The organism is Tautonia rosea, assembly GCF_012958305.1.
Lineage (GTDB): Bacteria > Planctomycetota > Planctomycetia > Isosphaerales > Isosphaeraceae > Tautonia > Tautonia rosea.
Genome location: NZ_JABBYO010000003.1, coordinates 459,842 through 486,602, shown reverse-complemented (window position 1 = coordinate 486,602; position 26,761 = coordinate 459,842). Strand labels below are relative to the sequence as shown.

At 61.3% G+C, this 26,761-nt stretch carries 23 protein-coding genes; 17 read left to right on the top strand and 6 right to left on the bottom strand.

The genetic code is table 11. The features are described from left to right. The first annotated feature begins 600 nt into the window (after positions 1–600). From purN to pheT, 8 genes are all read left to right on the top strand, one after another. Positions 601–1,263, top strand: coding sequence for a phosphoribosylglycinamide formyltransferase (purN, locus tag HG800_RS07285; protein WP_169975293.1), 663 nt, complete (start codon positions 601–603; stop codon positions 1,261–1,263). A gap of 224 nt (positions 1,264–1,487) precedes the next feature. Continuing rightward, on the top strand, positions 1,488–2,015 hold the full coding sequence (gene infC / locus HG800_RS07280) for a translation initiation factor IF-3 (RefSeq protein ID WP_367096140.1): 528 nt from the start codon (positions 1,488–1,490) through the stop codon (positions 2,013–2,015). A 324-nt stretch (positions 2,016–2,339) separates the two neighbouring features. Then, the gene (gene rpmI / locus HG800_RS07275; protein ID WP_169975288.1) at positions 2,340–2,645 is read left to right on the top strand and encodes a 50S ribosomal protein L35; all 306 of its coding nucleotides are present in this window, start codon (positions 2,340–2,342) and stop codon (positions 2,643–2,645) included. A 73-nt stretch (positions 2,646–2,718) separates the two neighbouring features. Next, on the top strand, positions 2,719–3,111 hold the full coding sequence (gene rplT, locus HG800_RS07270; protein WP_169975286.1) for a 50S ribosomal protein L20: 393 nt from the start codon (positions 2,719–2,721) through the stop codon (positions 3,109–3,111). 104 nt (positions 3,112–3,215) lie between these two features. Beyond that, positions 3,216–4,214 (top strand): phenylalanine--tRNA ligase subunit alpha, encoded by a 999-nt coding sequence (gene pheS / locus HG800_RS07265; RefSeq protein ID WP_169975283.1) that lies wholly within the window; start codon positions 3,216–3,218, stop codon positions 4,212–4,214. Between the two features lie 137 nt (positions 4,215–4,351). Next, positions 4,352–4,591, top strand: a complete 240-nt coding sequence (locus HG800_RS07260) for a hypothetical protein (RefSeq protein WP_169975281.1) — start codon at positions 4,352–4,354, stop codon at positions 4,589–4,591. 30 nt (positions 4,592–4,621) lie between these two features. Next, complete coding sequence (locus HG800_RS07255) at positions 4,622–5,272, top strand: Uma2 family endonuclease (protein WP_169975279.1); 651 nt, start codon at positions 4,622–4,624, stop codon at positions 5,270–5,272. A gap of 33 nt (positions 5,273–5,305) precedes the next feature. Further along, positions 5,306–7,330, top strand: a complete 2,025-nt coding sequence (pheT, locus tag HG800_RS07250; RefSeq protein ID WP_169975277.1) for a phenylalanine--tRNA ligase subunit beta — start codon at positions 5,306–5,308, stop codon at positions 7,328–7,330. 53 nt (positions 7,331–7,383) lie between these two features. Here pheT and HG800_RS07245 read toward each other — a convergent pair whose 3' ends face one another. After that, positions 7,384–7,659: a hypothetical protein gene (locus HG800_RS07245; protein ID WP_169975275.1), complete on the bottom strand. Its 276-nt coding sequence runs from the start codon at positions 7,657–7,659 to the stop codon at positions 7,384–7,386. A gap of 258 nt (positions 7,660–7,917) precedes the next feature. On the opposite strand from HG800_RS07245, the gene HG800_RS07240 reads away from it, so the two are divergent. After that, positions 7,918–9,501 carry a GTPase domain-containing protein gene (locus HG800_RS07240; protein ID WP_315851989.1) on the top strand — a complete coding sequence of 528 codons (1,584 nt, stop codon included), beginning with the start codon at positions 7,918–7,920 and terminating at the stop codon, positions 9,499–9,501. 54 nt (positions 9,502–9,555) lie between these two features. Here HG800_RS07240 and HG800_RS07235 read toward each other — a convergent pair whose 3' ends face one another. Beyond that, the gene (locus tag HG800_RS07235; protein ID WP_169975273.1) at positions 9,556–10,986 is read right to left on the bottom strand and encodes an oxidoreductase; all 1,431 of its coding nucleotides are present in this window, start codon (positions 10,984–10,986) and stop codon (positions 9,556–9,558) included. A gap of 149 nt (positions 10,987–11,135) precedes the next feature. Between HG800_RS07235 and HG800_RS07230 the strand changes: the two genes are divergently transcribed. The 4 genes from HG800_RS07230 to HG800_RS07215 all read left to right on the top strand — a co-directional run bounded on the left by HG800_RS07230 (position 11,136) and on the right by HG800_RS07215 (position 16,869). Next, positions 11,136–12,407, top strand: a complete 1,272-nt coding sequence (locus HG800_RS07230) for an aminotransferase class V-fold PLP-dependent enzyme (protein WP_206352156.1) — start codon at positions 11,136–11,138, stop codon at positions 12,405–12,407. Positions 12,408–12,453: 46 nt separating this feature from the next. Next, positions 12,454–12,861, top strand: a complete 408-nt coding sequence (locus tag HG800_RS07225; RefSeq protein WP_169975271.1) for an iron-sulfur cluster assembly scaffold protein — start codon at positions 12,454–12,456, stop codon at positions 12,859–12,861. Positions 12,862–12,979: 118 nt separating this feature from the next. Further along, a complete protein-coding gene (locus HG800_RS07220; protein ID WP_169975269.1) occupies positions 12,980–15,757 on the top strand; it encodes a tetratricopeptide repeat protein in 2,778 nt (925 codons plus the stop codon). A gap of 77 nt (positions 15,758–15,834) precedes the next feature. Beyond that, entirely contained in the window at positions 15,835–16,869 is a 1,035-nt protein-coding gene (locus HG800_RS07215; protein ID WP_169975267.1) for a tetratricopeptide repeat protein, read from the top strand. 235 nt (positions 16,870–17,104) lie between these two features. Here HG800_RS07215 and HG800_RS07210 read toward each other — a convergent pair whose 3' ends face one another. Beyond that, the gene (locus tag HG800_RS07210) at positions 17,105–18,322 is read right to left on the bottom strand and encodes a HEAT repeat domain-containing protein (RefSeq protein WP_169975265.1); all 1,218 of its coding nucleotides are present in this window, start codon (positions 18,320–18,322) and stop codon (positions 17,105–17,107) included. Between the two features lie 325 nt (positions 18,323–18,647). Here HG800_RS07210 and HG800_RS07205 point away from each other — a divergent pair, with 325 nt between their 5' ends. Beyond that, positions 18,648–19,466, top strand: a complete 819-nt coding sequence (locus HG800_RS07205; RefSeq protein WP_169975263.1) for a hypothetical protein — start codon at positions 18,648–18,650, stop codon at positions 19,464–19,466. A 10-nt stretch (positions 19,467–19,476) separates the two neighbouring features. Here the strand turns inward: HG800_RS07205 and HG800_RS07200 are convergent, their stop codons facing one another. Then, positions 19,477–20,640: an endonuclease/exonuclease/phosphatase family protein gene (locus HG800_RS07200; RefSeq protein WP_169975261.1), complete on the bottom strand. Its 1,164-nt coding sequence runs from the start codon at positions 20,638–20,640 to the stop codon at positions 19,477–19,479. A 310-nt stretch (positions 20,641–20,950) separates the two neighbouring features. On the opposite strand from HG800_RS07200, the gene HG800_RS07195 reads away from it, so the two are divergent. Beyond that, complete coding sequence (locus HG800_RS07195) at positions 20,951–21,388, top strand: hypothetical protein (protein WP_169975259.1); 438 nt, start codon at positions 20,951–20,953, stop codon at positions 21,386–21,388. A gap of 614 nt (positions 21,389–22,002) precedes the next feature. On the opposite strand, the gene HG800_RS07190 is transcribed toward HG800_RS07195, so the two are convergent. Together HG800_RS07190 and HG800_RS07185 are read right to left on the bottom strand one after the other, a co-directional pair. Continuing rightward, positions 22,003–24,213, bottom strand: coding sequence for a serine/threonine protein kinase (locus tag HG800_RS07190; protein ID WP_169975257.1), 2,211 nt, complete (start codon positions 24,211–24,213; stop codon positions 22,003–22,005). Beyond that, positions 24,210–24,806 (bottom strand): RNA polymerase sigma factor, encoded by a 597-nt coding sequence (locus HG800_RS07185; protein WP_169975255.1) that lies wholly within the window; start codon positions 24,804–24,806, stop codon positions 24,210–24,212. Before HG800_RS07185 ends, HG800_RS07190 begins: the two co-directional genes overlap by 4 nt. Positions 24,807–26,045: 1,239 nt before the next feature. Here HG800_RS07185 and HG800_RS07180 point away from each other — a divergent pair. Both HG800_RS07180 and HG800_RS07175 read left to right on the top strand, forming a co-directional pair. Beyond that, complete coding sequence (locus HG800_RS07180; RefSeq protein WP_169975253.1) at positions 26,046–26,318, top strand: hypothetical protein; 273 nt, start codon at positions 26,046–26,048, stop codon at positions 26,316–26,318. 131 nt (positions 26,319–26,449) lie between these two features. After that, complete coding sequence (locus HG800_RS07175) at positions 26,450–26,737, top strand: hypothetical protein (RefSeq protein WP_169975251.1); 288 nt, start codon at positions 26,450–26,452, stop codon at positions 26,735–26,737. Positions 26,738–26,761 lie beyond the last annotated feature (24 nt).

Below are 26,761 nucleotides of genomic sequence, written 5' to 3'. Positions count from 1 at the left end.
CACCCCCGACACCCTGACCAAACAAACCCAACCGTACCCTGCCAATTCCCCGAACGAAGCCAGGCCCATCGACACAAACCCCTATCATTGCAGCATAAACACCACCCGCGATCCTTGCGGTGGTGGCGCACCCAGAGCGCACCTCAGGCGCACCCTGCAGCGCACCCGATCCGGCGACGATGCCCCCGGTCCTCCGACGAGAGGCCCCGATCGTCCCCGAAACCCCATCCTCAGAACACGATCCTTCCTGGCACAGATCGGCCTGACGAAACAAAGCCATTGCGCCGCCCCTCACCGGCGTCATTCTCTGTCGCGTTGACGAAACGAAGCCATTTCCCTCAACGCACGCAATCCACGGAACGAAGCCAACCGATTCGACGCAACCCGTGTTCAGACAACACCAAACGCCGCAACGACCCCGCGTTCCGGAAGCGCTCCCGAAGGCGCACCCGAGGCAATCTCTCGGGCGCTCCCGCCTCCGCATCGACTCAACCCCGAGCGGGTTCGATCCGCGTCGTTCCGGACACCCCTTGGCCGCGATGATCGCGTATGATTCGCTGCAACGACTCCGATTCTAGGTCCCCAGGCACCCCGACTCCGATGCCCGACGCCCCAAGAACCCCTCCGATCACCGAGCCGCCGATCCGCCTGGCCGTGCTGGCCTCGGGAAGCGGATCGACGTTACAGAACCTCCTCGACCGGATCGCCGAAGGGCGTCTGATCGCCTCAGTCGTCCAGGTGATCGTGAGCAAGCCGGGGGCCGGAGCGATCCAGCGGGCCGAACGGGCCGGCGTGCCCGTAGCGGTTGTCCGAAAGCTCGACCTGACCCCCGAAGCCTACGAGGCCGCGCTGTTCGGTCCGATCCGAGACTCCAAGGCCGATCTCGTCGTCCTCGCCGGATTCCTCAGCTTGCTACCGATCCCGAAGGACTACGAGGGGAAGATCATCAACGTCCACCCGGCGCTCTTGCCCAGCTTCGGCGGCAAGGGGTTTCACGGCGAGGCCGTCCATCGCTCGGCGATCGACCTGGGCGTGAAGGTCTCCGGCTGTACCGTCCACTTTGTCGATGAGCATTACGACAACGGCCCGATCATCCTTCAGCGCACCGTCGCGGTGCTCGACGACGACACCCCCGCGACCCTCGCCGCTCGCGTCCAGGCCGCCGAACGCCAGGCCCTTCCCGAAGCCATCGCCCTCTATGCCGAGGGCCGACTCCTGACCGAAGGCCGCCGAGTCCGCCAACTCAACCCGTTACGCGAATAAACGATCGCGAATCTTTCCAGAATCCGGCTGCACAATCATTGCGATTTGCTTGACTGTTCGCACCAGACCCGTTATAGATCAAGATTGCCTCTGCGACGAAACTCGACCCGCCACGAGGTGGGCGTCGCGGATGCGGGATGGTGCCGGCCTCGGGGTCGAATCGGGCCGGAATCCTCACCAATCCCCATCAGAGGTTGATCCGTATCGTCCCGGGGGAGGACGCCATCAGACCGCCGTTTGACCGAACCGAGCGCGAGAAAACTCAGCGCGTGAATGATCAGATTCGCATTTCGCCGATCCGGGTCGTTGGTGCCGACGGTGCCCAGCTCGGCGTGATCCCGACATCCAAGGCCCTGGAACTGGCCCGAGAGGCCGACATGGACCTGGTCGAGGTTGCGCCGAATGAGCGGCCGCCGGTCTGCAAGATCATGGACTTCGGCAAGTTCAAATACGAACAGAAAAAGCGAGTCGCCAAGCAGAAACAACATCAGGTCCAGGTCAAGGAAATCCGCGTCCGACCGAAGACCGGAGACGAAGACATCCGGGTGAAGGTCAAGAAGGCCCGCGACTTCCTCGAACACAAGGACAAGGTGCTGGTCAACGTGCTGTTCCGAGGCCGAGAGATGGCCCACATTGAGGAAGGCCGCCGCGTGCTTGAGGAGGTGATTGCCGCCCTCGACGACGTGGCCAAGGTTGAAAAACCTCCCTCGATGGAAGGACGCCGCATGACCGCCATCGTCGCCCCGCGGTGATGCTGATGAGGTCTGCTTGCCGTCGGTCCCCAGGCGGGCTCCGGCCCGGCGCTCGTTCCGACGGCATGCATCGACGAACGCGCAGCTGACCGGCCTTTGCCCCCCGAGCCGAACCGTGTTGTCCTCGGCTCGGGGGCGTTTTTTATCCTCGGACTCCGATCGGGATTGGATCCGGGGCGCTCTCATGGTACGATTCTCCTCTTCCGGGCTTGCGTTGCGACCTGACGCAACCTGCGTCCCACCGACATCCCCGAGCGATCACCCCGAGCGCAGGTAGCCCGGCCGAGGCCGGCTCCGACCGGGCACAGACGAGGCCAGACGACGATGCCTTCGGTGAAGATGAAAACCCACAAGGGGACCAAGAAACGCTTCAAGGTGACGGCGACCGGCAAGGTCATTCACAAGCGTTGCGGCTCCTCCCACCTGAATAGCCACATGAGCGGCAAGCGCATTCGGAAGTTGCGCAAGCCGGCCGTCCTGGAGAACAAGGCCATGGCTCACAAAATCCGCCGGGCCTTGCAACGCCGCGAAGCCGGGCACGGCCGATTCGCCAACGCCCTCGCCGCCGCAGCTGCGGCCCAGGAACAACTCGAAACCAACGGGACCGCAGAATCCCCTTCGGCCGAGTGACCGCCTGAACAACCCTGTTGAATTCGATCTCCTTCGTCTTAAGCCCCCTCCCTGATCGTCGAGAACCTGAGCGATGCGCGCGAGGAAAGGATCGGCCCGCCGTCGGGCCAAGAAGCGTTTGTTGAAGGAAGCTAAGGGCTTTGTCGGCGGTCGCCGGCGGCTCTACCGCACGGCCAAGGAAACCTTGCTCCGCGCCGGGATGTTCGCCTTCCGCGACCGCCGCACCAAGAAGCGAGAATTCCGCCGTCTGTGGATCACCCGCATCAGTGCCGCAGCCGAGATGCGAGGGCTCCGTTACAGCCGGTTCATCCAGGGCTTGAAGCTGCTCGACATCGGCCTCGACCGCAAGAGCCTTTCCGAGCTGGCGATCCACGATCCCGAGACCTTCGACGTCATCGCCGATCGGGTTCGTGCCAAGCTTCAGGAGATCGGCGCGATTCCGGCCGTCGCCGCAGCATCCGCCTGAGGCAACCTCTGGCTACTCGACTCGTGTGACGATAGACCCTCCCCGAGGTGGGCGCCGCCCACTCCCCCCGAGAGCGGGTGGGCGGTTCCCATCCGACCTGATTGATGGACCTTTCCACGGCGATCCACGAGCTCGAATCCCTCGAAGCCTCTGGCCTCGAGTCCTTCCGCACCTCATCTCGTCCGGAGGAGGTCGAGGCCGCTCGGATCGAGTACCTCGGCCTGAAGCAGGGCAAGATCAAGGCCGCCCAGGAACGGCTCAAGCTGATCGAGCCCTCGGCCCGCAAGCAATACGGCCAGCGGTTCAACACCGTCAAAAAGGCGCTTGAAGCCGCATGGGAATCGGCCAAGGCACGACTGGAACGTCCCGAAGCCGCCATCTCTGGCCTCGATGTCACCCGTCCCGGCACCCCTCGGCCCCGGCTCGGGCATCGGCACCCGTTGACCCAGACAGCCGACGAGTTGATCGACTTGTTCGGCCGCCTCGGCTTCGGTGTAGCCCGGGGTCCGGAAGTCGAGGATGTCTTCCACAACTTCGAAGCGCTGAATATCCCCCTCTCTCACCCCGCTCGCGATCCGGCCGACAACTTCTACCTGAGCGACGGAGCCTTGCTCCGCAGTCAGACCAGCACCATTCAGATTCGGGTCATGGAGCGGCAAGCCCCTCCGGTCCGGATCGTTGCCATTGGTCGCGTCTATCGCCCTGATGAGGTCGATCCCACCCACTCGTTCATGTTCCATCAGATCGAAGGGTTGATGGTCGACCGCGGGATCACAATGGCCCACCTGAAGAGTACCCTTCGCCTGTTTGCCCAGGGGTACCTCGGCGAGGATGTCCAGATTCGCTTCCGTCCCTCCTTCTTCCCGTTCACCGAGCCGAGCGTTGAGGTCGACATGCTCTGGCATGGCGGCGACCGCTGGGTTGAAATGGGAGGAGCGGGAATGGTCGACCCGAACGTTCTTCGCGCTGTAGGCTATGATCCAGATGAGGTAACCGGATTCGCCTTCGGTCTCGGTGTCGAGCGCCTCTGCATGAGACGCCACGGAATCGACGACATTCGGCAGTTTACCCTCAACGATGTACGGTTCCTGTCCCAATTTTGAACCGAGGACAAGCGGCTTCGGCGCTCGATCCTGCTCCCACCACCGATCGACCATCCTCTCGACAGGCTGATCCGGAACGAGCAAGCCTCCCGCCCCACCGCTTCGAGCATCAGCCTGTCTCACCCGAGGTTTCGACGATGTCCCAAGGCGAAGACCGCGTGATTGTCACCGCCGGCGCCACCGCCGGACTGGCCGCAGTTCACCACCGCGACTTCCCGGAGATCCGGGCCGAGGGGGACAATCCTGCCGACGCCGCCTCTCAACTGGTCAATCATCTGACCCGAGCCCTCGACTCGGCCCTGACCGACTGGCGTCGCAAGTCGATTGAACTCGCCATCGCAGACGTCAAGTCTTACGCCGAGCAGACGAAGGTCTGAGGCCTCGGCCCCTTCGGAGGCCCCTCCCCGATGGCGACCGCAACGCGATCGCAGAACCCGGCATCTCCCGCCTCTCCGGGCCCGCTCGGCTCTCAACCGGCTCGCCTCCGGTTCACGGTGGACGATTTCTACCGCCTCGGCGACCTTGGATTTCTGTGCGAGGTTGCTCGCGTCGAGTTGATCGAAGGGGATCTGATCGCGAGGATCCCGATCGGCCCGAGACACGCGGATGTCGTTGACCGACTTGTCGAGATCCTGGTCCCTCTCCTTTTCGGTCGAGCGATTGTTCGCGTTCAGAATCCGCTCCGGCTTGACGACCACTCTGAGCCCGAGCCTGATCTGATGATCGTCAACCGACGCGAGGGTCGATATGCCTCCGCCCACTCGGGACCGTCCGACGTCCTGCTTTTTCTCGAGGTCATGGATTCGTCGAGCGCTTATGACCGCGGCACCAAGCTTGGGCTTTACGCCCGCTCGGGCGTGACCGAGGTCTGGCTGATCGACCTGATCGAGGACCGAATCGAGTTGCATCGCATCCCGGACAACGGGACGTATACCGAACAACTGATTCGAAGCCGGGGGCAAACGGTTGCTCCGGCCGCCCTGCCCAACGTCGAATTGGACATCAATGCCATCCTCGGGCCCCTCGAAGCGAACCAGATTCCCCTTCCCCAAACCTGAACTCCCGAACGCCGTCGAACGAACCCTACCATCATGATTGTCAGTTGGAACTGGTTGACCGATTACGTCCGGCTCGACATGCCGGCCGACGAACTTGCCGAACGCCTTGCCCTGACCGGCCTGAACCATGAAGGTACGGCCGAGGTTGGCGGGGACCTCGCCATTGATCTCGAAGTCACGAGCAATCGGCCCGATTGCCTCGGGCATCTGGGCGTGGCTCGCGAGATCGCCGCAGTCTACGGCAGCAGAACGTTCCGAGAACCCCAGCCCCACCCGCCCGAATCCGGCTCCTCCGTCTCCGAAGTGACCGCTGTTTCGATCGAGGAACCGGGGCTCTGCCCACGCTTCACGGCACGGGTCATCACGGGGGCGAAGGTCGGACCAAGCCCGTGGTGGATGCGGAAACGCCTGGAAACTCTGGGGGTGCGTTGCATCAACAATCTTGTTGATATCACCAACTATGTGATGTTCGAGTGCGGTCAACCCCTTCATGCGTACGACCTCAACACCCTGGCCGAGCACCGTCTTGTCGTCCGCAAGGCCCGACCCGGCGAACAGCTCGTTGCCATCAACGGGAAGACGTATGAGCTGACCCCCGAGATGCTCGTCATTGCCGACGGCCGGCGTCCGGTCGGCCTGGCCGGGGTGATGGGCGGCCTGGAGACGGAGATCGGCGATCAATCGACCGACATCCTGATCGAAGCCGCCCAGTTTGACCCCCTCTCGGTGCGTCGGACCTCTCGGGGCCTGGGGTTGATGAGTCCGTCGAGCTATCGGTTCGAGCGGCCGATGGACCCCGAGCGAACTGAGTGGGCCAGCAGACGATGTGCTCAGTTGATGCTGGAACTCGCCGGCGGCACGCTGCACGAAGGGGTGATCGATCTGGCCTCAGCGCCTCCTCCAGAGCGCCCTGCAATCCCGCTTCGGTTCTCTCAGATCGAGCGTGTCCTGGGGATCGAAATTCCCCGGGTCCGCGTCGAGGAGATCTTCACAACCCTTGGCCTGGAGCGCATCGGGAACGATGACCATGCGGCCACCTTCCGGCCACCGACCTGGCGGAGCGACCTGGAACGCGAGATCGACCTGATCGAAGAAGCTGCGCGTATTCATGGATACGAGCATATTCCCGAGGATCAGCCGGTTCCGCTGGCCGCCTCCAGCCTTGGCCGCCGCGAGCGGATCGAACGGGCCGTACGAGAGGCCTTGACCGGACTTGGTTTTGACGAGGCAGTCTGTTTCAGCCTCGTGCCCGATGAACTCATTGCCCCCATCGATCCCCTTCCTGTCGAACCGCCGATCCGTGCCGAGCATGCTGACTTCCGCAAGAACAGCGCCCTGCGCCAGAGCCTTGTTCCGAGTCTGCTGGCCGCCAGGTCGTACAACCAGGCACACGGCAACGCCGACGCGCGGCTGTTCGAGGTGGCCCACGTCTACCTGCCCCGGGTCGAGCGTCCCTTGCCCGACGAATCGCCCCGCGTCGCACTGGTTGCCGGCACCGACTTTTTCGCGATCAAGGGAATCGTCGAAGCCCTGCTCGATCGGCTCCATCTGACGGATCAGCTCATCTGTCGACCGGCGTCACCCTTTCCGATGGCTGCCGGGCGATCCGCTGAGCTCTTGCTCGGCGAGATGCACCTCGGCTACGCCGGCGAGATCGACGGCGAGGCTGCACGCCGATTCGGCTTGCGAGGTCCCTGTGCCGCAGCCGAGATCGGGCTGGAGGCTCTCATTGATCGCGCCGAACTCTCGCCAAAATATCACCCTGTGCCGATCTATCCAGAGGTCACGCGCGATCTCTCGCTGGTGGTGGAGAAAGCCCTTCCCTGGACCTCACTGGCCGAGGCCGCCCGGAATGCTGGGGGCTCATTGTTGGAATCGGTCGAATTTCTTGACACCTTCGAAGGGGCCGGGATTCCCGAAGGTCGGCATAGTCTCCACTTCGGCCTGACCTTCCGGAGCGCCGATCGAACCTTGACCGGTGAGGAGGTGGAGGCTTCGATCCGGGACATCATCGAGGCGTGCCGTACGCGATTTGACGCGACCCTCCGGGCCTCCTGATCGGAGGCCGGGGGCCGAGGGCTTGCTCCGAGCGTTCGGCGAGCGATCCTCGATCACGGGGATTCCGGTTCCGGAGCGGGGGAGTCGAGGGGAGGAGCAATGGCAACGGGAGCCTCCGCGTCGGCGGGTTCCTCCTCCACCGTTTCCTCTTCGATTGATTCAGCTTCGATCATCGGGTCGGGTCCGGGCTCGGAAGGGTCGACAACCGGCGTTGGGGAATCGCCAAAGTCGATTCCCTCATCGATTCCGCCATCACCCCCACCACAGCCGATCAGTCCGATTGCAAGCGCGAGCATCCATCCTACCGATCGCTTCGAGTGTTCTGACATCGAAGAAGGTCTCCGAAAAGGTGCACCCACGAGAGCCAGCCGATCTCCCGTCGAGATCCGCTCGTCTCGTCGCCGTTATAGCGACCAGGCCGATCAGGCACTATGGGGCCGTCGGCGATCGTCTTGAAAAACAAAGGGGTTAGGCAGACGATAGGAGCCTGATTCCACGTCCGATGGTTGGATGAAGGGGAGAGAGTTTCGGTAACTCTGCTCGGTCGGACGGTCCAGCGCGCACGCGCAACCGCGGGGGGTCTCGACGTGCTCCGAAACTGGCGAGCCTGGGTGCTGATTGCCCTGATCGTGGTGCCGTTCGGCATTTACGTCATCTTTGGTTCCCTCTGGCTGCTCGAGCACGGCTGGCTCTGGGTCACGGCGGTGGCCCTGGGCTGGATTGGCTCCTACGCGCTGTTTGCCTATCTGGCGGACCGCTGGACTCGGTCGTCAAACACCTTGTTGCCGCCACTTGACTGGGATGCTCCCCAGACGTTTAGTCCTCGCGATCGTGATGCCTGGAAGATTGTGCAGGGCATGTCCAATCGGGCCGATGAAGCAGCGATCGAAGCGTTGACGGTGGGTGACATCTATATCAACACAGGTCGAGAACTGGCCATCGCCCTGGCGAAGCACTATCACCCGGGCGCTCGCGACCCCATGGACAACGTGTCGGTCGTCGAACTCCTGACGGCCCTGGAACTCGCCGCAGAGGACCTGACCCGGCTTTGCCGGCAGATTCCGGGAGGAGACATCGTTACTCCAGGCCACTGGAAGCAGGCGATCGACGCGGCGAACCTCGTCAACCGAGCCAACGAGATTTACACGTATCTGCTTCCGCTGTTTGCTCCCGTCGCGGGGGTGGCCCGGCTCGGAACCCAGAAGCTCATTGCTCAGCCAGCCTGGCGGAACATGCAGCGGTCGTTGATGCGATGGTTTTTCCGAGCCTATGTCAACCGCCTCGGTTTGCATCTCGTCGAACTGTACAGCGGACGCCTCGCGATCGGGTCAGAGCATTATCGGCGCCTCACTCGCAAGGTCCATGACACGGCCAACACCACTCACGACGAAGGGGCGACCCCGGTCATTGCGGTTGCTGGTGGACGGGGTGCGGGCAAGTCGCTCTTGATTGCCGCCCTTGAGAAGACGATCGGCGACGAGGATCTTTCTGGGGTCAAGGCCAAGCTGATTCAGGCCGGTCGAGAGCCGGGACTGGCCGATCGACTCGAAACCGTGAAGTTTCTGGAGATTCCCGGTTACCGGGCCATGCCGGGTCCGGATACAGCTCGAGAGCGAACCAGTCGCAAGGACGCCGTGGCAGCGGCGGAGGGAGGAGATTTCCTGCTCCTCGTTGCCGACGCCTCGCGAGGCGACCTGAGCGACGACCTGAATTACTGTCGAGAGTGGGTCGATTGGTATCAGGAACGGTCCCACCTCAATCGACCCCCTGCCCTGGTGGTCGTGACCGGGTTCAACCGATTCCGGGACGTCTCGGACTTCAGAGGCTCTGGGACTGCTGAAGGGGCGGGCGTGCGAACCACCCTCAAACCGATCGCCAGGGATGAGGCGATTTCCGCCCTAAAGGCCGAGCTTCCGGAAGGGATCAATCGGGTCATTGCCGTTGAACTGGGCGATCAATCCCCCGGCGCGGTGGCTGAGACGGTCTTGCCGGCGATCGCCCGGCGGCTTCCCGAGGCCGAGCGAATCGCCTTGCTGCGCCACCTGCATCGCCAATCGAGCCGCTCGAAGGCCCGACGGTTCATCTCGTCCATCGGCACACAGGGAAAGCACCTCTGGCGATCGGTTCGTAATCGCTCAAAAACCCACCGTGAGGATGATGACGAGGAGTGAGGCCCCGGGCTTCCTCAGCGGTTCATCCTGATCGTCTTGAAGCGGCAACGATTGTCATCCTGAGGAGGGGGCCGTCTGCTGCGCCTCTTTCCAGATCGGGTCGTACACCTCCTTGTCGAACGGAGGGCAGCCCGTGGCGAACTGGCCCAGGTCGTTATGCTTCGATCGCATCAAGGCGGTGCAATAACTGAAGGTCCGGCAGATGCGCTTGCGATCGAGCGGACGACCTTCAAGAACGTTTCGGGCGAAATCCGGGTGCGAGAGCGAGGCCCGGCCCACTCCGACAATCGACACACGACCGTCCCGGACATTGGCGGCCCCTGCCTGGAAAATGAAGGCCTGGAGCCAGGAATAGCCCGAGCCGAGGATCGGCAGATCAGGGAAGGCTCGCTGAATCTGCTCGGTCAGGCGGAAGTGGCGATCGACGCCAATTAACGGGTGCTCCGGCGTCTCGTAGCCGTCGGGAGGGGGGTATTCGAAGGGGCGGATGATGTGAGGGCTTCCGTAGGGATTTCCCATCGTCACGTTGACCATCGTCACGCCGAGGTCTCGGAGCATGCCGATCAGGCGGATCGGCTCGTCGAGGTCGGGGCGGGTGTGGTCGTGGGGATCGGTGCCCCAGGACGACCGGAGGGGATAGGAAACGTCCTCCGGCTCTCCGGCCTGATCGGCCCCGGTGCGCCACGGAATGCCGTCGTAGACATTCATCCGGGTCGCCACCATCAAGGACGGAAGGCGATCACGAATGCGCGCCACGACCTCTCGAATGAAGCGGGTCCGGTTCTCGAACGATCCGCCGTACTTGCCGGGGCGCGTGTGGCTTGAGAGTAACTCACAGAGCAGATAGCGGTGGCACTGTTTCAGGTCGATAAAGTCGAAACCGACCCGGGCGGCCACTTCGGCAGCCTCGACGTAGCGATCCTGGAGGCGGTCGAGGTCATCGTCGGAAAGGAGTGGGGTGTCGGCGTCGGCCGAGCGTCCGGTCTGGCGGTCGATGATGGTGCGGCGATCGAGCCAGGGGTCATGCTGTGCCAGGAACGGCTGGGGGACGCTGTAGCGGCCGGAGTGGGTCAGTTGCAGGCCGACGAGCAGGTCGGAATCATCTCCCCACGCCTCGTGGTGGGACTGGCGGCACTGTTCGAGCAATTGGGCCAGACCGCCGGCCCGGGCCTCGTCGCACACGAGTTGCCGGGTGTTGGCGCGGCCTTCGGGAACGACGGCGGCGGCCTCTCCCCAGATGAGCTTCGCCCCTCCGTCGCCAAACCGTCGGTAGCGCCGGAGGGTCAACTCACCGGGATTGCCGTCTCGCTCGCCGTCACACCCTTCCATCGGATGGATGGCCAGGCGATTGCCGATCGTCCGTCCACCGACGCTCAGGGGGCTGGCCAGCGGAGAAAGGTCATCACTGAGCCGGAGGTCGAGGCCCATCGCGCGAGCATCGGCGAGCAGAGCATCAGCGGCTTTGTACTTGAAATATCGGGACACGAAGCAAACTCCCGGGGATCGAGACGACGGGCGAAACCCCATTGTTTCGACCAAGAACGATTGAGGGAAGACCGAGCACGATCGCCTCGAATCTCGTATGATAGGAAAGCATATCGCCCTGCCCTCTTTTGAAGCCAGCCCACCGGAGCATGATGGCGACCGTTGACTCCCTCTCCCTTCGGTACGACGACCTCAAGGCCGATTTCCCGGGACTGAACCAGGAAATCCGGCCGGGTGTTCCCCTGACCTACCTGGATAACGCAGCGACGACTATGAAACCCTGGAAGGTTATCAGGGCCGTTCAGGGTTACGACTCGGACTATCCGGCCAACGTCCATCGCGGAATTCATACCCTGAGCGAACGGGCCACCGAGGCCTACGAGGCCGCCCGAGAGACGGTGGCCCGATTCATCGGTGCCGCCGAGGTTGAGGAGATCATCTGGACCCGAGGAACGACCGACGCGATTAACCTCGTCGCGCAATCTTGGGGACGAACCTTCCTTCGAGAGGGGGATGAGATCGTCCTGACCGACCTGGAGCATCATTCGAACCTGATTCCCTGGCAAATGCTGGCGAAGGAAAAAGGACTGACCCTTCGGTTCGCCGAGATCACCGACGACGGGCGTCTGGAAGTCGAGTCGGTGGAGCGGCAGCTGTCGGATCGGACCCGGATCGTGGCCCTCTCGGCCATGTCGAATGTCTTGGGAACGGTCACGCCCCTGGAGTCGGTCATTGAAATGGCGCACGATCGTGGTGCGATCGTGGTCGTCGACGGAGCTCAGGGGGTGGCACATCGGGCGATCGACGTGGGGAAGCTCAGGATCGATTTCCTGGCGTTTTCCGGTCACAAGATGTGCGGGCCGACGGGGGTCGGCGTGCTCTATGGGCGTCGAGCGCATCTGGAGGCGATGCCGCCGTCGTGGGGAGGCGGGAGCATGGTGACCCGAGTGACCCGCGAAGGCGCCGAGTGGAACGAGATCCCTTATAAGTTCGAACCAGGAACCCCGCCGATTGCCCAGGCGATTGGGATGGGCGCTGCGATCGACTATCTCTCGCAGTTCGACAGCAAGGCCCTGATCGCTCATGAACGGCATCTGATGGACCATGCCCACCGATTGATGGAAGACATTCCCGGTGTCCACATCCTTGGCCCGGATCCAGAACACAAAGGTGGGATTCTCAGCATGGACATCGAAGGGGTTCACCCGCACGACCTGGCCCAGTTGCTTGACCGGGACGGGGTGGCCATTCGAGCCGGCCAGCACTGCGCGATGCCCTTGCATCAGCGATTCGGATTGATGGCCAGCGCCCGAGCCAGTGCCTATCTCTATAACACTCCCGAAGACTTTGATCGATTGGCCGAGGCGATCCGCAACGCGATTCATCTGTTCCGAGCTCGACGGTCCCGCCGGAGCGGCTGACCTCCCCCTCATTCCCGACGCGACAGTCAAAGAGGACCGAATTCGCATGGAAGACTTGTTTTACCGCGAAGAATTACTCGACCACTACGACAGCTCACCGTATCGCGGCCGCCTCGACGTGGTCGATCTCGACGCCGACTTAGACAATCCACTCTGCGGCGATCAGATCCATTTTGAGGTCGCCCTCGATCCTGAGGATCCGGAGCGAATTGCCCTGGCTCGTTTTGAAGGGAAAGGCTGCGTGATCAGTCAGGCCGCGGCGTCGATCCTCGCCGAACAGATTGAAGGCCAAACGCTCGAGGATGCCCGAGCCCTGGCCCCCGATCGGATGATCGAGTGGATCGGCATCCCGCTGACCCCCGCGCGTCGGAAGTGCGGCCTGCTGGCGCTTCGCGCTTTGCACCGGGCGATCGACACTCGGGCGAACGTCTCGAAGACCGGCACGGCGGGTTGACGACCCGCTCGAAGGCGTCGTAAAGTTTGATGCAGGCAAGCTCCCTGAATCACCACACGGCGGACCACCCGTTGTTCCCTTCGAATTGCCAACGGCCCCGGCCCGGGAGACCCTCTCGATGCTTCGATTTCGACGCGCCGCGGCTCTGATTGCGGCGGTGCTGGTGCTCGTCTCCTGCTCTTACTCCGTCGTAGAAGCTCGTCAGGAACTCGGCGAGGAGTCCCCTTCGAATCGGTCTCTGAGCTTTCTCGAAGGCCTCCGCGATCGCGGGTATTTTGATCTGGCGGAGGAGTACATTGCCTCGCTTCGAGCCGATCCCAACACGGCGGAGGAGTTGAAGCCGATCCTCGCCTTCGAGGAAGCACGCAATAAGCTTCGAGAAGCCGAGGTCGCTCTGGAACTGGAACGACGCGACTTGCTGCTCGACCAGGGCCGAGCCGCCTTCGATGCCTTCCTCAAAGACCATCCCAACCACGAACTGGCCGTGGAAGCGAAGGTCCAACTGGCTCAGGTGCTTTATCAGCGTGGTCAGACAGCGGTTTTGAAAGCCGAAGAAAGCGAAGACCCCGCCGACCGCGAGGCGAAACTCGCTGCGGCCCGCGCCGCGTTTGCCGAGGCTCGCCGTTCCTTCGATGCCGGCCGAACCGACCTGGAACAAGCCTATCAGGCGTTCCCGGTTGCCTTTCTTGATGAGTCTGACCCGAGACGAGCGGCCCGAGACGAGGCCCAACGCCGTCTGATCGACGCGATTCTGAAACGCGCCTTGATCGATTACGACGAGGCACAGACCTACCCCGAAGGCTCCGACGACCGGAATCGCCTGCTCGACGAGGCCACGGTTACGTTCAAGGGCATTTACGATTCGTACCGGACCTGGATGGCCGGATTCGCCGCCCGGATGTGGCAAGGCAAGAGCCTTGAGGAGAAGGGGGACCTTGGGGCGGCGATGGGGATTTATAACGAACTGCTCACACATGAAGACCCCCGATTGCGTGAATTGCAGCGTCAGGTCGCCTTCTTCAAAGTGATCGCCACTCGCAAACGCGGCGAGTTCCCCCTGGCCGAACGGCTCGCCCGCGACTGGTTGAATGCGAGCCGGGGGGATACCGGGTCTTACGAACGTCTCGGCGTTCAATTGGAACTGGCCCGGAACATTGATGCTCAGCTCGAAGACAATTACGCAGCGGCCGTCGCCCGCAAGGATGAGCTGGTCGGCGATCTGATCACGCAACTCAGCCAGGTGGTCGCCTATGCGTCGCCGTACAAGGCTGACGCGGTCGAGCTTCTGACCAAGTATCGGCCCAGCGGACCGATCGATGCGAGAACCCTCGCCGGCTTGAGCTTCGATCAGGCCATGACCCGAGCTCGCGAGGAAATGGGGCTTCGCTCGTGGGAGAATGCGATCGCCCTGCTCCGATCGGCCCTGACGAAGGTCAATCCCGCTCGTGATTCGAGCCGGGCGAACGAGGCCCGTTACCTCCTTGCCTTTACGCTCTATTCTGCAGGTCGGTACCACGAGGCCGCGGTGCTGGCCAATTTCCTCGCTCGTCGCTATCCGACGTGGGAATCGTCGCTGGGGGCGACCGAGTTGGGCATGGGAGCGTTGGCCCAGGCCTACGAAACGATGAAGGGGCCAGGCCAGGCGCAAGACCTTCAGCGTCTTCAAGCTCTCGCCGACTACACGATCGCCACTTGGCCCGACTCGGCCCAGGCCGATGTCGCTCGTATTCTTCAGGGAGACATTGCTCTGGGCCAGGGGCGCTACCCCGAAGCGATCGAGGCGTACCTTTCCGTGAAGACCTCAGGACGAGTGCTTGACGCGAAGAGCAAAGCTGCTTCGGCTCACTGGCGACGCAGCCTCGACTTGCGGAAGAAGGCCCCTGAAGGAACCGAATCGCCCGAGGCCACCGCGGAGGCAGACAAGGCCCTCGCCCTGCTTCAAGAAACCTACGACGCGCGGATCGAGGCCCGGGTTGCTCCCACCGATCCGGACCGGCTGAGCAATGCAGCAGATCTGGCCGAGATCCATCTGATCGAAGATCGTCCTGCTGAATCCTTGTCGGTGCTTAGCCCGCATACCGAGGCACTCAGCTCGGTCACCTCCATGAGTGATCGGACCAAAGATTTGTATGTTCGGTTGATGAAGCTTCAGCTTCAAGCACATATCGCCGACGGTCAGACCGACGCAGCCATCGAGGACATGGGATTGCTGGAAGCGGTCGAGTCAGGCGAACGCTTGACACAATTGTTTTTCTCGCTCGGGCGATTGCTTGAACGGGAGATGGAAGCCCAGCGGCAGGCGGGCGATCGTGCCCGGCTTGAAGCCAGCCGGAACGCTTTCGAAAAGTTCCTCGACACCCTGATCGAGCGGCAATCGAACCAGTCGTATGAATCGCTCCAGTGGGCCGGCGAGCAAATGCTCACGCTTGAGCGTCCCGATCGAGCGATCGAGATCTTCGGACGGGTGATCGAGGAGTTCCCGGACAGCGATCGCCTGCTCCGGACCCGGTTGAAGCTCTCGGGAGCTCATCGCCAGGCCGGCCAGTTCAAAGAGGCCTGGGCTGTGTCGGCGAAGCTTGTGGCGGAAAACCCGAAGGCACTCGACTTCCTGATGGAACAATGCCAGGTGCTCGAAGACTGGGCAGCAGTTGAGCCGGGTTATTGGAATGTCGCGATCCGTCACTGGCAAGACCTCGCCAAGCGGCTCGAGGGCGCTCGACCTCGCCCTGCAGAATACTACGAGTGCTGGTATCACGTCGCACTTTGTCAGTTCAACAAGGGGAGTAAGGACGCGGCCCGGAGGACGCTCAAGAGCGTGATGGCGCTGTCAAACACGCTTGGTTCTCCCGAGATCAAGCAAAACTATGAGCAGTTGCTCCGCCGAGCCGGCGGTTGATTCCGCCGGTCGAAACCGAACTCCCGACCCGAGGACATCACGACGACCGAACTCCCGACCCGAGGACATCACGACGCATGAACCTTCATCGATCTTCCTGGGCGGTCCTGACAGTCCTGGTTCTCACAAGCGCCTCGGTCGCCGACGACGTGGTGCTTGTGCCCGGCTCGACCATCACTGCCCCTGGGGGCCGGATTCGAGGCAAGGTGGAGCGAGAGACCCCGGAGCTGGTCCGCATTGAGGGGCGAGAGGTCCCCCTCGACCAGATTGCCGAGGTGACCTACGATACTCCAGGCGCGACCTTCACCCAGGCCAAAGCCCGGGAGAACAGTGGAGATCTCGAACAGGCTGCCGAGTTGTATCAGCAAGCCTCACGCGAGGTGAACAACCCCCTCCTGGCCCAGGACGCTCGATTCCGAAGTGCCTCGGCCCTGGCCCGACGCGCACAGGTGGACCCATCAAAACGAGAGGCCGCGATCGAGGCCCTTCGGGCAATCACCACAGATCTCTCGAGCAGCCGGCATTACGGCCCGGCCCTCGAACTCCTCTCGACCTTGCAACTCGATGCCCGAGACTTCGACGCTGCCGACCGAGCACTTCAGGAACTGGCCAAACTCTCTTGGGCGAGCGACCGCGCCGCGGTGCTCCGGTCACAGGTGATGGTCAAGCGAGGACAGTCGGAACAGGCACTTCAGGAACTTGAATCTCTCGTCGATCGGCTTCCTGAGGGGAGCATTGCCCGGATCCGAGCCGACCTGGCACGGGCCGAGGCCCTGGCCGGGCTCAGTCGCTTCGATGAGGCGGAAAACGTGGTCCGGTTGGTGATCGACGAGGCCGACCCGGAAGACGCCTCGACCCTGGCCCCGGCCTACAACACCCTCGGAGATTGCCTCCGAGCGGCCGGAAAACCCCGAGACGCCCTGTTCGCATACCTGAACACCGACATTCTTTACCCTAGTCAGGCCGACGAGCATGCCCGTTCACTCGCCGCCATCGCTCAACTCTGGCGCGTTCTTGATCGGGATGATCGGGCTGCGAGTGTTGTCGAGCGCCTTCGAGAGCAGTACCCCAACAGCCGTCACCTCCCCTCTGCAACCGAACCGACCCCATGATGCCCCGATTGTCCACCAAGCCAACTGCTTGATGATCGAGGACGAGGACGATGTCCTTCTGATTCTACCGTGGCCTTGCCCGGTCATAGCCGTTTGCGGAGTTCCGGGGACGTTCAGACGATCGGCGAGCACCAACCTCGTCTCATTCGCTCAGTCCTCGTCGATCGACAACGCCCTGCATCAAGGGCGGGGCGTTTGGGTGGGCCGGTCATCACAAGCCACTCTGATGCGTTGATCAGTTCGCTCGGGGATATAGATCTGGTGACCCAGGAAGCGGCGGAAGGTCGGCTGTCAGGTCGTCCAGCGCGCGACGGGCAGCATCACGGACAGTCGGAGAGGGGTCGGATGCCGCCATCTCCGAAACCCGGCGACGAGCATCGGGCGAGGCGAGGCGGCTGAGCGCTTCCATCGCCTGCGAGCGGACCTGTTCATCCTGATCGTGAGAGAGACGGTCGAGCCAGACTATCGGATCGATGTCCTCGCGTCGTTCGATCTGAGCGATGGCCGAAGCCCTCAGATCGGCGCGGGGATGATAAAGCAACTTGGCCAGACCGATCAAATCGTCGTTGAGCCCCCGAGCCTTCAGAACCAGTTGGGCCGCCAGAGCGACTGGCGACTCAGGATCGAAGAGCAAGGGCAGGACCTCGTCATCGGTCAACACGTCACGACGGGGAGCGAAGCTGGTAAGCACCTGCATGCGAACAGCCGGAACCTCGTCTGCGATGCGAGCCACCGCAGGTTCAGCCATGGCGTCAATCGGCAGTTTGCCAAGCGCGATGACCGTCGCCAGTCGAACCCCCGGCTCTGCATCGTCGAGCAAGGAAACCAGTGGCGTATGGAGGCGGTTCTTCCAGGTCGCCACGGTCCGTTCGGCATCGGGCCAAATCGCTGTGCCGGGCTGCCAGCCCCAGACTCTCCCCAGGACCTCAGCGGCAGCGGCCCGGACCGCCGGAGACGCGTCGGCAAGCCCGACCGTGAGTAACTCTGCCGAGGGAGGCAACGCCTCGATCCAGCGATCGGGGACCGGGCTGACGGTCATCCGATCGAGCGCTCCGCCAATGAGTTCCATCACACGGCTTCGATCGACGGGGCCAAAGCGACGGAACCCAGACCCGAGCCCTACGAGGTCATCAAGCCATGCGTTCAGTTGATCCTGGGTCAATGGCTCCGCCGCAAGCGATTCGCCCTGATTCGACCCCGAAGGTGACTGCAAGGCATCTTTTGCCTGAATCAAGGCCTCGGCATCCCCTTGAGCGAGCAGACCTGCTCGGTCCGTCAACGCCTCGTCCCGGCGATGCTCGGTCGAGGCCGACGCCGATGGCGCAACCGAGCCGTCGGTCTCGGCCGCCGGAGGCTCTGAAGGAGCCATGGTCATTGCCAGTCCGGCCGCGGCCAGTAACCCCGCGACGCCCACGAATCCCAGTCCCATCCGTGCTCCACGTCCCAGCGGCATGGTCGCCTCCCTGCGTCAGCTGGCTCGATGTTCGACCTGATCCTTGGCCCCTCAACCAGGGCGCGTCACATCCTAGCGAACCGGAACAGTCCGACAAGGTCAGGTTGGCGGAGGAAAAACCACCCAGTTTTCCAGGTTTACCAAAATGGGCAGAAATTCTCGGGTCGGGTCTTTTCTTGTCATTTTGTAGGTGATGGGGGACCGATCAAGAAGTCACAGGAAGGCCGGAGGAACGCTGGCCGACAGACGTATTGAGCAGGGATGCGAAAGATCGAGGCGAGTGACGTTGTGACGTTGCAAGGCGCCTCGATCGGGGGTGAGGTCCATGATGAGGCGAGTGCCGAGCCGGACGCTTTCGGCCCTAGTCGTGGCCGTGGCTGTGGTTGCGACCGCAGGGGCGGGCCCGGGGTCATCGGGGCTGCTTGGGAATCGTCGGATCGACCCGCTGGAGGTCTTGCCGCTGCATCAGGTTGCGCCCGAGGCTCGCGCGGAGGTCTCGGAAGTGATTTCCGAGCACAGCTTTCACCACAAGGGAGAGCCGGAGACGTTCCCCTGTGATCCGCAACTCTATTTGAGTCTCTTGAACGAACCGGCGCTGACGTTGGCACTCTGGCAGGATCTGAGCACCAGCCCGGCCCGGCTCATGCAGATTGCGCCCGGGGTTTACCAGGGAACTGACGGCAGCGGGACGACGGCAACATGGAGTTTCGTCCTGCGATCACCTCAAATGCATGCGTTGCTATGCAACCTAGAGTATCGCAGCCCTCGAGGCTCGGCTCATCTGGAAGGACGCATTGTACTCATCGTGCATACGAATTATTTCAAGGAAGCGAGCGGGAGTCCCTGGATTCAGCACAACGTGGAAGCCTTCGTCAAGGTGGACTCGAAGGGATGGAGGGCCGTCGCCAAGACATTTCGACCACTAATCGAACGTTTACTTGAAGATCAGATTCAAGAAGCGGGATGGTTTGTCTCGCTGATGGGACGGCTGGTCGAAACCTATCCGAACTGGGCAGAGGAGGTAATCTCATCCCATCCTCAGGTCCCTCGGGACACCCAGGGGCATTTTCGCGCGGTGATTGAGCGGGCTCGGCGGCCGGATGCGTCTCCTGGGCGTCCGGTCCTGATGGACCAGGCGGAATAATGGCGGTTGATCAATGGAGGGGGATCAGGGATGGCGTCATTGCCAGATCCTGAGCTCCTTCCACCGCTTGTTCCTGAGTCTTGGGAGGATGCAGCCGCACACAAACGGCGAAATGATCGGATGGTCCCCTGCGATTCACTTTGGTTTCATTGCCAAAGCGAAGGGGGCCCCCTCGACGATCCTGAAGTGATGGGCCGTTGACGGTTTGCACTGTGTCGACCACGAGCGACCAACCTTGATCATCGAGCAGGCCAGCCGAAATGACGAGGTGATCGAGAATCTGCCAGCGATTCCGATAGAGGTACGTGCCGAATTGTTCCGGGTCTCGACCCGCCATGAGATTCAACAGGCGAGGTTGATTGGTGCCTGCTGAGGCAACCACTGCGGATTGATCTCCGGTGGCTCGAAGTCCGAGCCGAATCGCCTCGTCATCCGGCTCGTCGTTGAAATCACCGCAAATCAGTACGTCAGCAAGATCGTTGTTTGATCGTTCGATTTTCTGGTACGTCGCGTACATTTCCTGAGCATAGGCGAGACGTTTGGACCCATCCTCGTCGGTCAGACGGCTGGTCCAGTGTCCGACCAGGACATCCAGGGGGTGCCCGTCGATCTCGACTCTGGCACCGAGCAGGCGACGGCCGGCGGAATACGTTCGCATGCCGCTCGATTCGAGAGGGAGCCGTGTGAGGATGGCAGGCTCAATCCGACGTCCCGAGAGATTGTCATGATGGGCAATCTCAGTGTAATGCCATTCGGTCGAGAGACGACGATTGAGCGTCTCCTGGAGCAATTCCACGGCGCGACGGTTCTCGACTTCCACCAATGCAAGAATATCCGGACCTCGTCCTTCATTAAGCTCAAGGAGCGAATCGGCCAGAAGGTCAAGCTTCTGTCGAAGTGCCCTGCTGTCTCTGGCAAACCATGAATCGAGCGGATCCAAGTTGCGGGGATCATCGACATCGTCAAATAGGTTCTCAACATTCCAGGAACAGAACAGATACCCTTCTGTTGATGCCGGGGGAATCGGCATCCGCCTTTTGGAGGCATGTTGAAACCGATCGATCAGGAACACGACACCCGCGATCATGAGGAGCACGATCAACCATCGAGGATCCCGTCGAACGAGTTTGACGAGCAAGGATTGCAGGTCGCGAGCATTCGACCGGCGGGGCATCTCGGCACTCCTCTCCTGATTCCTGATGTTGCAACGCCGTCAACCGAACGGTGGGACGGTACAAAGCGAAGGTCGGATCGTAGTCTGTGGGCTGTCCGGTCGTCTAGCCAGGTGGTGTTGACTTTGCTTGTTGACAGGGGGGATTCGCAGTAAAATCGTTTTTTGGAAAACATGGCTTCTCCTGAATCACCACGTACTAGTGTCTCACTAAAACCCATCCGCCATCATCTTTTGAGCATTCCTGGTTCTGGACGCTGATGGTCTTGCTCTCGATCACTCAGGTGCAACCTGGTCCCTTCGAGGATTGTTGATGGCAGTTGCGCTTCTCTTGATTTGCCTCAGCTCGACCTTGTTCATGACGGGGCTGATCTGGCTAGTTCAGCTGGTCCATTATCCGCTTCTTAGCGAGGTGAGTCCCGGAGCCTTTGGTCGTTACCACACCGAACACGTTCGGCGGATCGGGCCGATCGTCGGTCCGGCCATGCTCGCAGAGCTGGTTAGCGCGGCAGGATTGGTCGTGGTGATGCCCGCGAATACTCCGCTCTGGCTTGCAATCACCGGACTGACCGTGGCCATCTTGACGTGGGTAGTCACGGCATTAGTCCAGGTTCCACTGCACCATCAACTCGCTACAGGCTACGACGCATCAACCTGTCGGAAGCTTGTGCGGAGCAACTGGACCCGCACCCTTCTCTGGTCCACTCATGCAGGGATTGTCCTGGCGATGGCCGGCCTCGCCATGAGCTGAGCCTCGAGGACCACGCTCGGGCGTTCCTGGTTTGATTCCGAAAAGTGTGTCGCGACTGAAACTGAAATCCGGTCTTCATGGTGTCAGAGTCAGTCATCGCACAGCACACACCACCTAAGATTCCTCATCCTCTGCGAGCCGAAATCAGAGTTTTCTTAGAACTCTGGACCCATCGATCCGATAAAGAGATCTGATCGAGGTACGTTCGGTTGATCCAATTCGCAGCTCGACGAACTGAGCCACATGCGGGTGCGCCCGGCGTTCGTCCTGGCGCACCGACGCGATTTCCTCACACGATTCTTGCGGTCTTCGTCCGTTCAAGGGCCATACCATGTTCGCAATTCGTCAACGCAGACGTTCGCAGCGATCTTCTCGGTTCGTTCCGGCGGTTGATGGCCTGACTTCCCGAATCGTTCCGGTCAGCGTGGCCCCTCTTGGGTATCCCCCCCTTGTGGAGAGTACACCGATCCCGCAAACCGAGACGACAATCACTCAAACAGACGAATCCTATTGCGAAGCCAAGGCCGAAATGCTCCAAAGACTTCAAGAGGAGTGCCTGTCCACCATGGCCGATGTTTAAGCGTCATGGAATGAACAGGTGAGATGATACTCGGTCATTCGCTTGACATTTTTCGTTGATCCCAAGAATCTCGTTCATTTCGGAGTTGAATGAATTCGGTCTCATATTTCCGCACTTCGGATTGCGAACCCTCTTTCTCAATCAGGTCAAGCGCTTGGGCAGTAATCGTCTGGAAACGCTGGGAATAGTGCTTTCGCACGTCCGGGGAGACCCTCTGAGTCAAAATCGTGTCGTATGCGAAGGCAGTAGCCCAATGCATTCTGATTCGGATCTCTGGAGACGCCTTTTTGGAGTAGCTCAAGCCGAGTTCGATCTCGGGCTCAAGCTTGAGGAGTTCGATCACCTGTTGGTGAGCTTCTTCGGAATGGATCAACTTATTCGAGAGCAACCGTTCAAATTTCGCGTTCGCTTCGAGAACCTTCTGCACATACAGATTCGTGACGTAAGTACAAAATTCCTCCAGCCAGTCTTCATGACCGAGGATCGAAACGTCGGTCTGGTCCAACGCTTGGTACAGGTGAATTGCTTGAGTGAGCATCTGGTTGTGAGTCGCAAGATCCCCCTCCTCCTTCGCAATCACCGCGAGGGCGTGATAAGACCGCAGATGATTACTGCGGTCCTCAAGGGTCCTGGCCTCACCCTGAACTACCGTGAGAAATTCTACTTTCGCGTCTTCCAAAAGTTCGTCAGCTTGCTCGATATTGGCAGGACTGAGCGACCGATTGTAAAAAACGAGTCCCCGTTCGAAATGGTCAACTCCCGAGAACGACTTCGCAGCACCGGCAATGCCGATCCCACAGAAAAGGATCAAGGCAGCACTGGCGGATGCGGTCAGGTTTCGGCGATTGCGATGCAGCCAGAAATTCAGACGTTCACGAAGGCTGGGGTTGCGTTCGTAGACCAAGGGCTGTCGTCGGAGGAGCGCTCGGAGATCTTCGGCAAGGGCTTTGGCCGACGGGTAGCGATCGCTCGGTTCGAAGGCGAGACATCGCGCAAGGATCGCATCGAGGGCGTAAGGCACCTTCGGGTTTTCGATCCGGGTCGAGGGCCAGCCGGCGAAGCGAACGTCGAGCAATTCATTAATGGTGCGAGGCAAAGGGACGTTCGCGGGAGGAGCCTCCGGACGGGTCCCGATCAACAACTCACGGAGCACGAGCCCCAAGGCGTAGACATCAGCGGTGGGACCGACACTGTCCCACTGGATAGGATCGAGGAAGGCCCGAAGTTGCTCGGGAGCCATGTAGGGAAGCGTTCCACCGCGGAGGGCACTTTCGGCACGTTCGGGAGTGTGGGGGTCGTGAGCGAGGTTGAAGTCGATGAGCTGAGGACCATCAGAGCAGGAAATGAGGACGTTCGCTGGTTTGACATCCCGGTGCAACACGTCTCGATCGTGAGCATGAGCCAGGGCATCGGCCAACTGGGCGGCCAACCAGAGGCAGGCATCCACATAAGCTTCGGTCGGAAAGTCAGTCCAGGCAGGTTGATCCAAGCCGATCGAGTGACCCTCGGGGGCGATTGCGTCGAGCAAGGTCTGAGCTGTGCGATCCTCGGGCCGCGTGGCGCACATTCGATCCAGAATCTGATCGAGCGGAAGGCCGGGCAGGTAGGGCATGCAGAGCCCTCGCAAACCAGACTCTTCATCAAAGTCGACGTTCAGCACCTCCATGATATTTCGGTGCTTCAGCCGAGCCATGATCGAGGGCTCTTCGCCACGATTCGCCGAGATTTTCAACGCAGTGGGCCGACCACCAAGCTTATCGTCCTCGGCCAAAAAGACGCGAGCGGCGCCTCCCTGACCGAGAATCGATCGCAGGTGGTATTTCATGAAGTATTCGCCGGGCTCCGGGAACCGTGGCAATCGCGGCATCCCACCTGCAGCCTGGCTCAGGAGTTGATGGTAATTCAGTTGGGAGATCAACGAGTCGCGCCAGGATTCGTAGCGGTTGCAGAAGGAGTCGGGACTGGGAGCCTCACCGACTTCCTGGAGCAGGCAGTACTCCTCGTACACCAGGCTGAGCACCCAGTTCGAGTCGTCGCGCAGAACGGGGATGGCGTCGAGATAAGCGCGAACAGCCGGACGCTCGCCCAGATCAAAACGGCGCTGAAGGTCGGTCTTGACCAATCGGATGAGGACCGAGGGAGACTGCCCTTCTCGTTGCCAGTGTTCCCGCAGTTCTCGAAATCGGGTGGTCGAGGAGTCAGACACGTTCTCGGTTGGCGGACGCTTCGGGGAGCCTTCACTCATGATCTGGGCCTCTCGTCCGAGAGCCAGGCATCACCCAATTTTTTGAGCGCCCGTTGGACTTGCCTCACACTCCAGCCCACGGAGTCGGAAATCTCCCGGGTGGCATAGCCCTCGCGAGCCATCTCAAGGACGCGGCGATGCGTGTCGTCGAGTCGTTCGTTGACCCGTTGAAAACTTTCGTTGGCCACTGCGTACTGACTTGGTGTCGGGTCCGTCGACGGAACCTGCATTCCTACAGAGAGCCCTTCGACATTTGCGTCGAGACTCATGGTCCGGGTCTGATCGCGTTTCTGACTGTGGAGCTTTCGATGTTCATCAATCACCTTCTGGGTTGCCGCTTTTTCCAGGAAGGCAAGCAATGAACCGATATTCGGAAAATCGAATCGATCTGACTTGGCGAGCAGACTGCGCCAGACGTCACTGGCAAAATCGGCCGAATCGTAGAGTGATCGCATGGGCTGATTCAAGCGTCTGCGGACGACCCGGATAACTTTGGGGTAACACTCGCGAAACAATTCCTCCCACGCGTCTTTGTCGCCGGACTGCGCGCGAGCGAACAAGCCATCAAACGACCGCCCTGACGAGGCATGCATGATGGGAATCCTCCACAGTTCAGGTCCGAGGTCGGAGGCCCGTACTGCTGCTATGTTTAGCATGCAAGCAGACGGTCGTCCAATCGGTGCCGTCCGGACATGTCACATTAATCATCGTGCCACAGAGAAGACCAGAAAGAAAAGGGAAATCCCTCAGATTGCTGTGGTATCGTCGAGGCATTCAGAAGGCAATGGGTGCGGGCGAGACGTTGCCCTGGTTGGTTTGACCCAGGTTCAACGACCAAAGCGCAGTCGTCCCCGAGCGGGGCAATTCGACTTAATTCCAACCGACGAAAGTACCTATTGGCAGCGGTGCCAGCGGGGACGGCTGGATCACGGCAACCGGGTATCGGCCTTCAGGCAGGAGGCCCCGGGAAGCCAGCTGGTACAGCGGACAACCGTCATGTTGACGCAGAGCATCGTGACGAAGGAGCGCAGCCAAGTCGGGGCGATCCAGCCGAATGGCCGCGATATATCGCCCGAGCGGAGACAGTCCACGACCACCTTGCAACACTTGCGATTCAACGGAGACCCCGCGACAGCACCGCGATCTGATCAATCGAAGCTCAGCACGCAATTCCGATCGCAGTCTTCGGACAATCCGAGCCACTCGGCGCCGATAGCGTCGCACGGCCGGAGGTCCAACCAGATCACCCCAGGGATCCGCAACCGCATCACATTGCGGTTGGGAGACAACGAACAGTTCGGGATCAAGAGGCAGATGCGGATTTGACCAGTGGGCGTCGATCAATGCCGCCGCTGAGGCCGACCAGACCGCCGCGTCGGGATCCACGCCTGTCCACCATGGACGTCGACGAAGATAGGCCCGGCGGATCCGATCTGCCAGGCATCGGGTTGAGATCAGTGTCGCCAGCACAGTTCCCTCGCCTGCAGTTGAAAGCGACCATTGAGCGGCCTCAGACCCTTGCTGCCTCATCGCAGCGACAAGAATCTCACCTGCTCAACTCGCCATACCGGGAACCGGATTCTCCGACGATCTGCGACAAACTATTTTCGGCAATCCGTCCGAGTTTCTGAAATTGTCCTCCCATCGCGATCGATCGTACCGCGTCGCTCGGCCTCCAACGGCCCGGCCACTTCCCGCAATCCTGGTGATTGGGGCACCTGAGTCAGACTGGACTCTTACGCAGCGACAAGCTAAATTAGAGGAAGTTCGGACCTGAAATAGCACAGCGTCTTGCCTGTCCTTCGGAGATCGCCGGAGGTCATCGTTTCGCCATGAATCGCTTGGAACTTCCTGAGAACTGGGATTGGCCGTCGATCCGGACGGAACTAGCGATTCGCATGCGCGAGGTGCGGTTTGATCTCTATGGCGAACATGGTGGGCCACTGCTCGCCTCGGCACTTCACCTGCCCTTCCATCGCTGGTCGGACTATGAGCGTGGAGGACCAATCCCTGGTGATGTGTTGCTTCGATTTCTCGCCGTGACCCGAGTCGAGCCTCACTGGCTGCTCACGGGGCAGGGGCCGAAGTATTGCGTTTCGGTCTGAGCAAGGGGCCTGGTCTCCCTCGCACCCTGCTCTGCCTCAAGCCAACCGTGTCCTAGACTGCTTGGGGCGGACGGTCGCGGGGAGTTCATTCCGGAACCCGGGCCACGCCCGATTCCGGAGGGATCGCGGAGATGGGCGACCTGATCACTGTACTCTGGCAACAGTTGCGTGACGCCGGGATGCCCGAAGTCATGCTCTTCCTGGCTGATGGCTCAGCATCGCGGTGTCATTGGGACAACACGGCGCAACTGGGTGAGACCCGGGTCGCGCTCCTTGGTGACCAGGAACGCAATATTGTCCGGGTCGTTCCGATCAGTGCCTGCGTGGGAATTGGGATCGCCTCTCCCAAAGGGACTGATCCGAATGCGTACCGGGCGGTCATCCAGGATCGTCTCGCCTCGGTCAAGGCAACACCGTGAGGCACTGTTCAAGCGTGTCGAGGA

Excerpts from the sequence above, each read along its gene's own strand:
- purN (WP_169975293.1), top strand. The coding sequence starts at position 601 with ATGCCCGACGCCCCAAGAACCCCTCCGATCACCGAGCCGCCGATCCGC.
- rpmI (WP_169975288.1), top strand. The coding sequence starts at position 2,340 with ATGCCTTCGGTGAAGATGAAAACCCACAAGGGGACCAAGAAACGCTTC.
- rplT (WP_169975286.1), top strand. The coding sequence starts at position 2,719 with ATGCGCGCGAGGAAAGGATCGGCCCGCCGTCGGGCCAAGAAGCGTTTG.
- pheS (WP_169975283.1), top strand. The coding sequence starts at position 3,216 with ATGGACCTTTCCACGGCGATCCACGAGCTCGAATCCCTCGAAGCCTCT.
- HG800_RS07260 (WP_169975281.1), top strand. The coding sequence starts at position 4,352 with ATGTCCCAAGGCGAAGACCGCGTGATTGTCACCGCCGGCGCCACCGCC.
- HG800_RS07255 (WP_169975279.1), top strand. The coding sequence starts at position 4,622 with ATGGCGACCGCAACGCGATCGCAGAACCCGGCATCTCCCGCCTCTCCG.
- pheT (WP_169975277.1), top strand. The coding sequence starts at position 5,306 with ATGATTGTCAGTTGGAACTGGTTGACCGATTACGTCCGGCTCGACATG.
- HG800_RS07245 (WP_169975275.1), bottom strand. The coding sequence starts at position 7,659 with ATGTCAGAACACTCGAAGCGATCGGTAGGATGGATGCTCGCGCTTGCA.
- HG800_RS07230 (WP_206352156.1), top strand. The coding sequence starts at position 11,136 with ATGATGGCGACCGTTGACTCCCTCTCCCTTCGGTACGACGACCTCAAG.
- HG800_RS07225 (WP_169975271.1), top strand. The coding sequence starts at position 12,454 with ATGGAAGACTTGTTTTACCGCGAAGAATTACTCGACCACTACGACAGC.
- HG800_RS07220 (WP_169975269.1), top strand. The coding sequence starts at position 12,980 with ATGCTTCGATTTCGACGCGCCGCGGCTCTGATTGCGGCGGTGCTGGTG.
- HG800_RS07215 (WP_169975267.1), top strand. The coding sequence starts at position 15,835 with ATGAACCTTCATCGATCTTCCTGGGCGGTCCTGACAGTCCTGGTTCTC.
- HG800_RS07210 (WP_169975265.1), bottom strand. The coding sequence starts at position 18,322 with ATGCCGCTGGGACGTGGAGCACGGATGGGACTGGGATTCGTGGGCGTC.
- HG800_RS07205 (WP_169975263.1), top strand. The coding sequence starts at position 18,648 with ATGATGAGGCGAGTGCCGAGCCGGACGCTTTCGGCCCTAGTCGTGGCC.
- HG800_RS07200 (WP_169975261.1), bottom strand. The coding sequence starts at position 20,640 with ATGCCCCGCCGGTCGAATGCTCGCGACCTGCAATCCTTGCTCGTCAAA.
- HG800_RS07195 (WP_169975259.1), top strand. The coding sequence starts at position 20,951 with ATGGCAGTTGCGCTTCTCTTGATTTGCCTCAGCTCGACCTTGTTCATG.
- HG800_RS07190 (WP_169975257.1), bottom strand. The coding sequence starts at position 24,213 with ATGAGTGAAGGCTCCCCGAAGCGTCCGCCAACCGAGAACGTGTCTGAC.
- HG800_RS07185 (WP_169975255.1), bottom strand. The coding sequence starts at position 24,806 with ATGCATGCCTCGTCAGGGCGGTCGTTTGATGGCTTGTTCGCTCGCGCG.
- HG800_RS07180 (WP_169975253.1), top strand. The coding sequence starts at position 26,046 with ATGAATCGCTTGGAACTTCCTGAGAACTGGGATTGGCCGTCGATCCGG.
- HG800_RS07175 (WP_169975251.1), top strand. The coding sequence starts at position 26,450 with ATGGGCGACCTGATCACTGTACTCTGGCAACAGTTGCGTGACGCCGGG.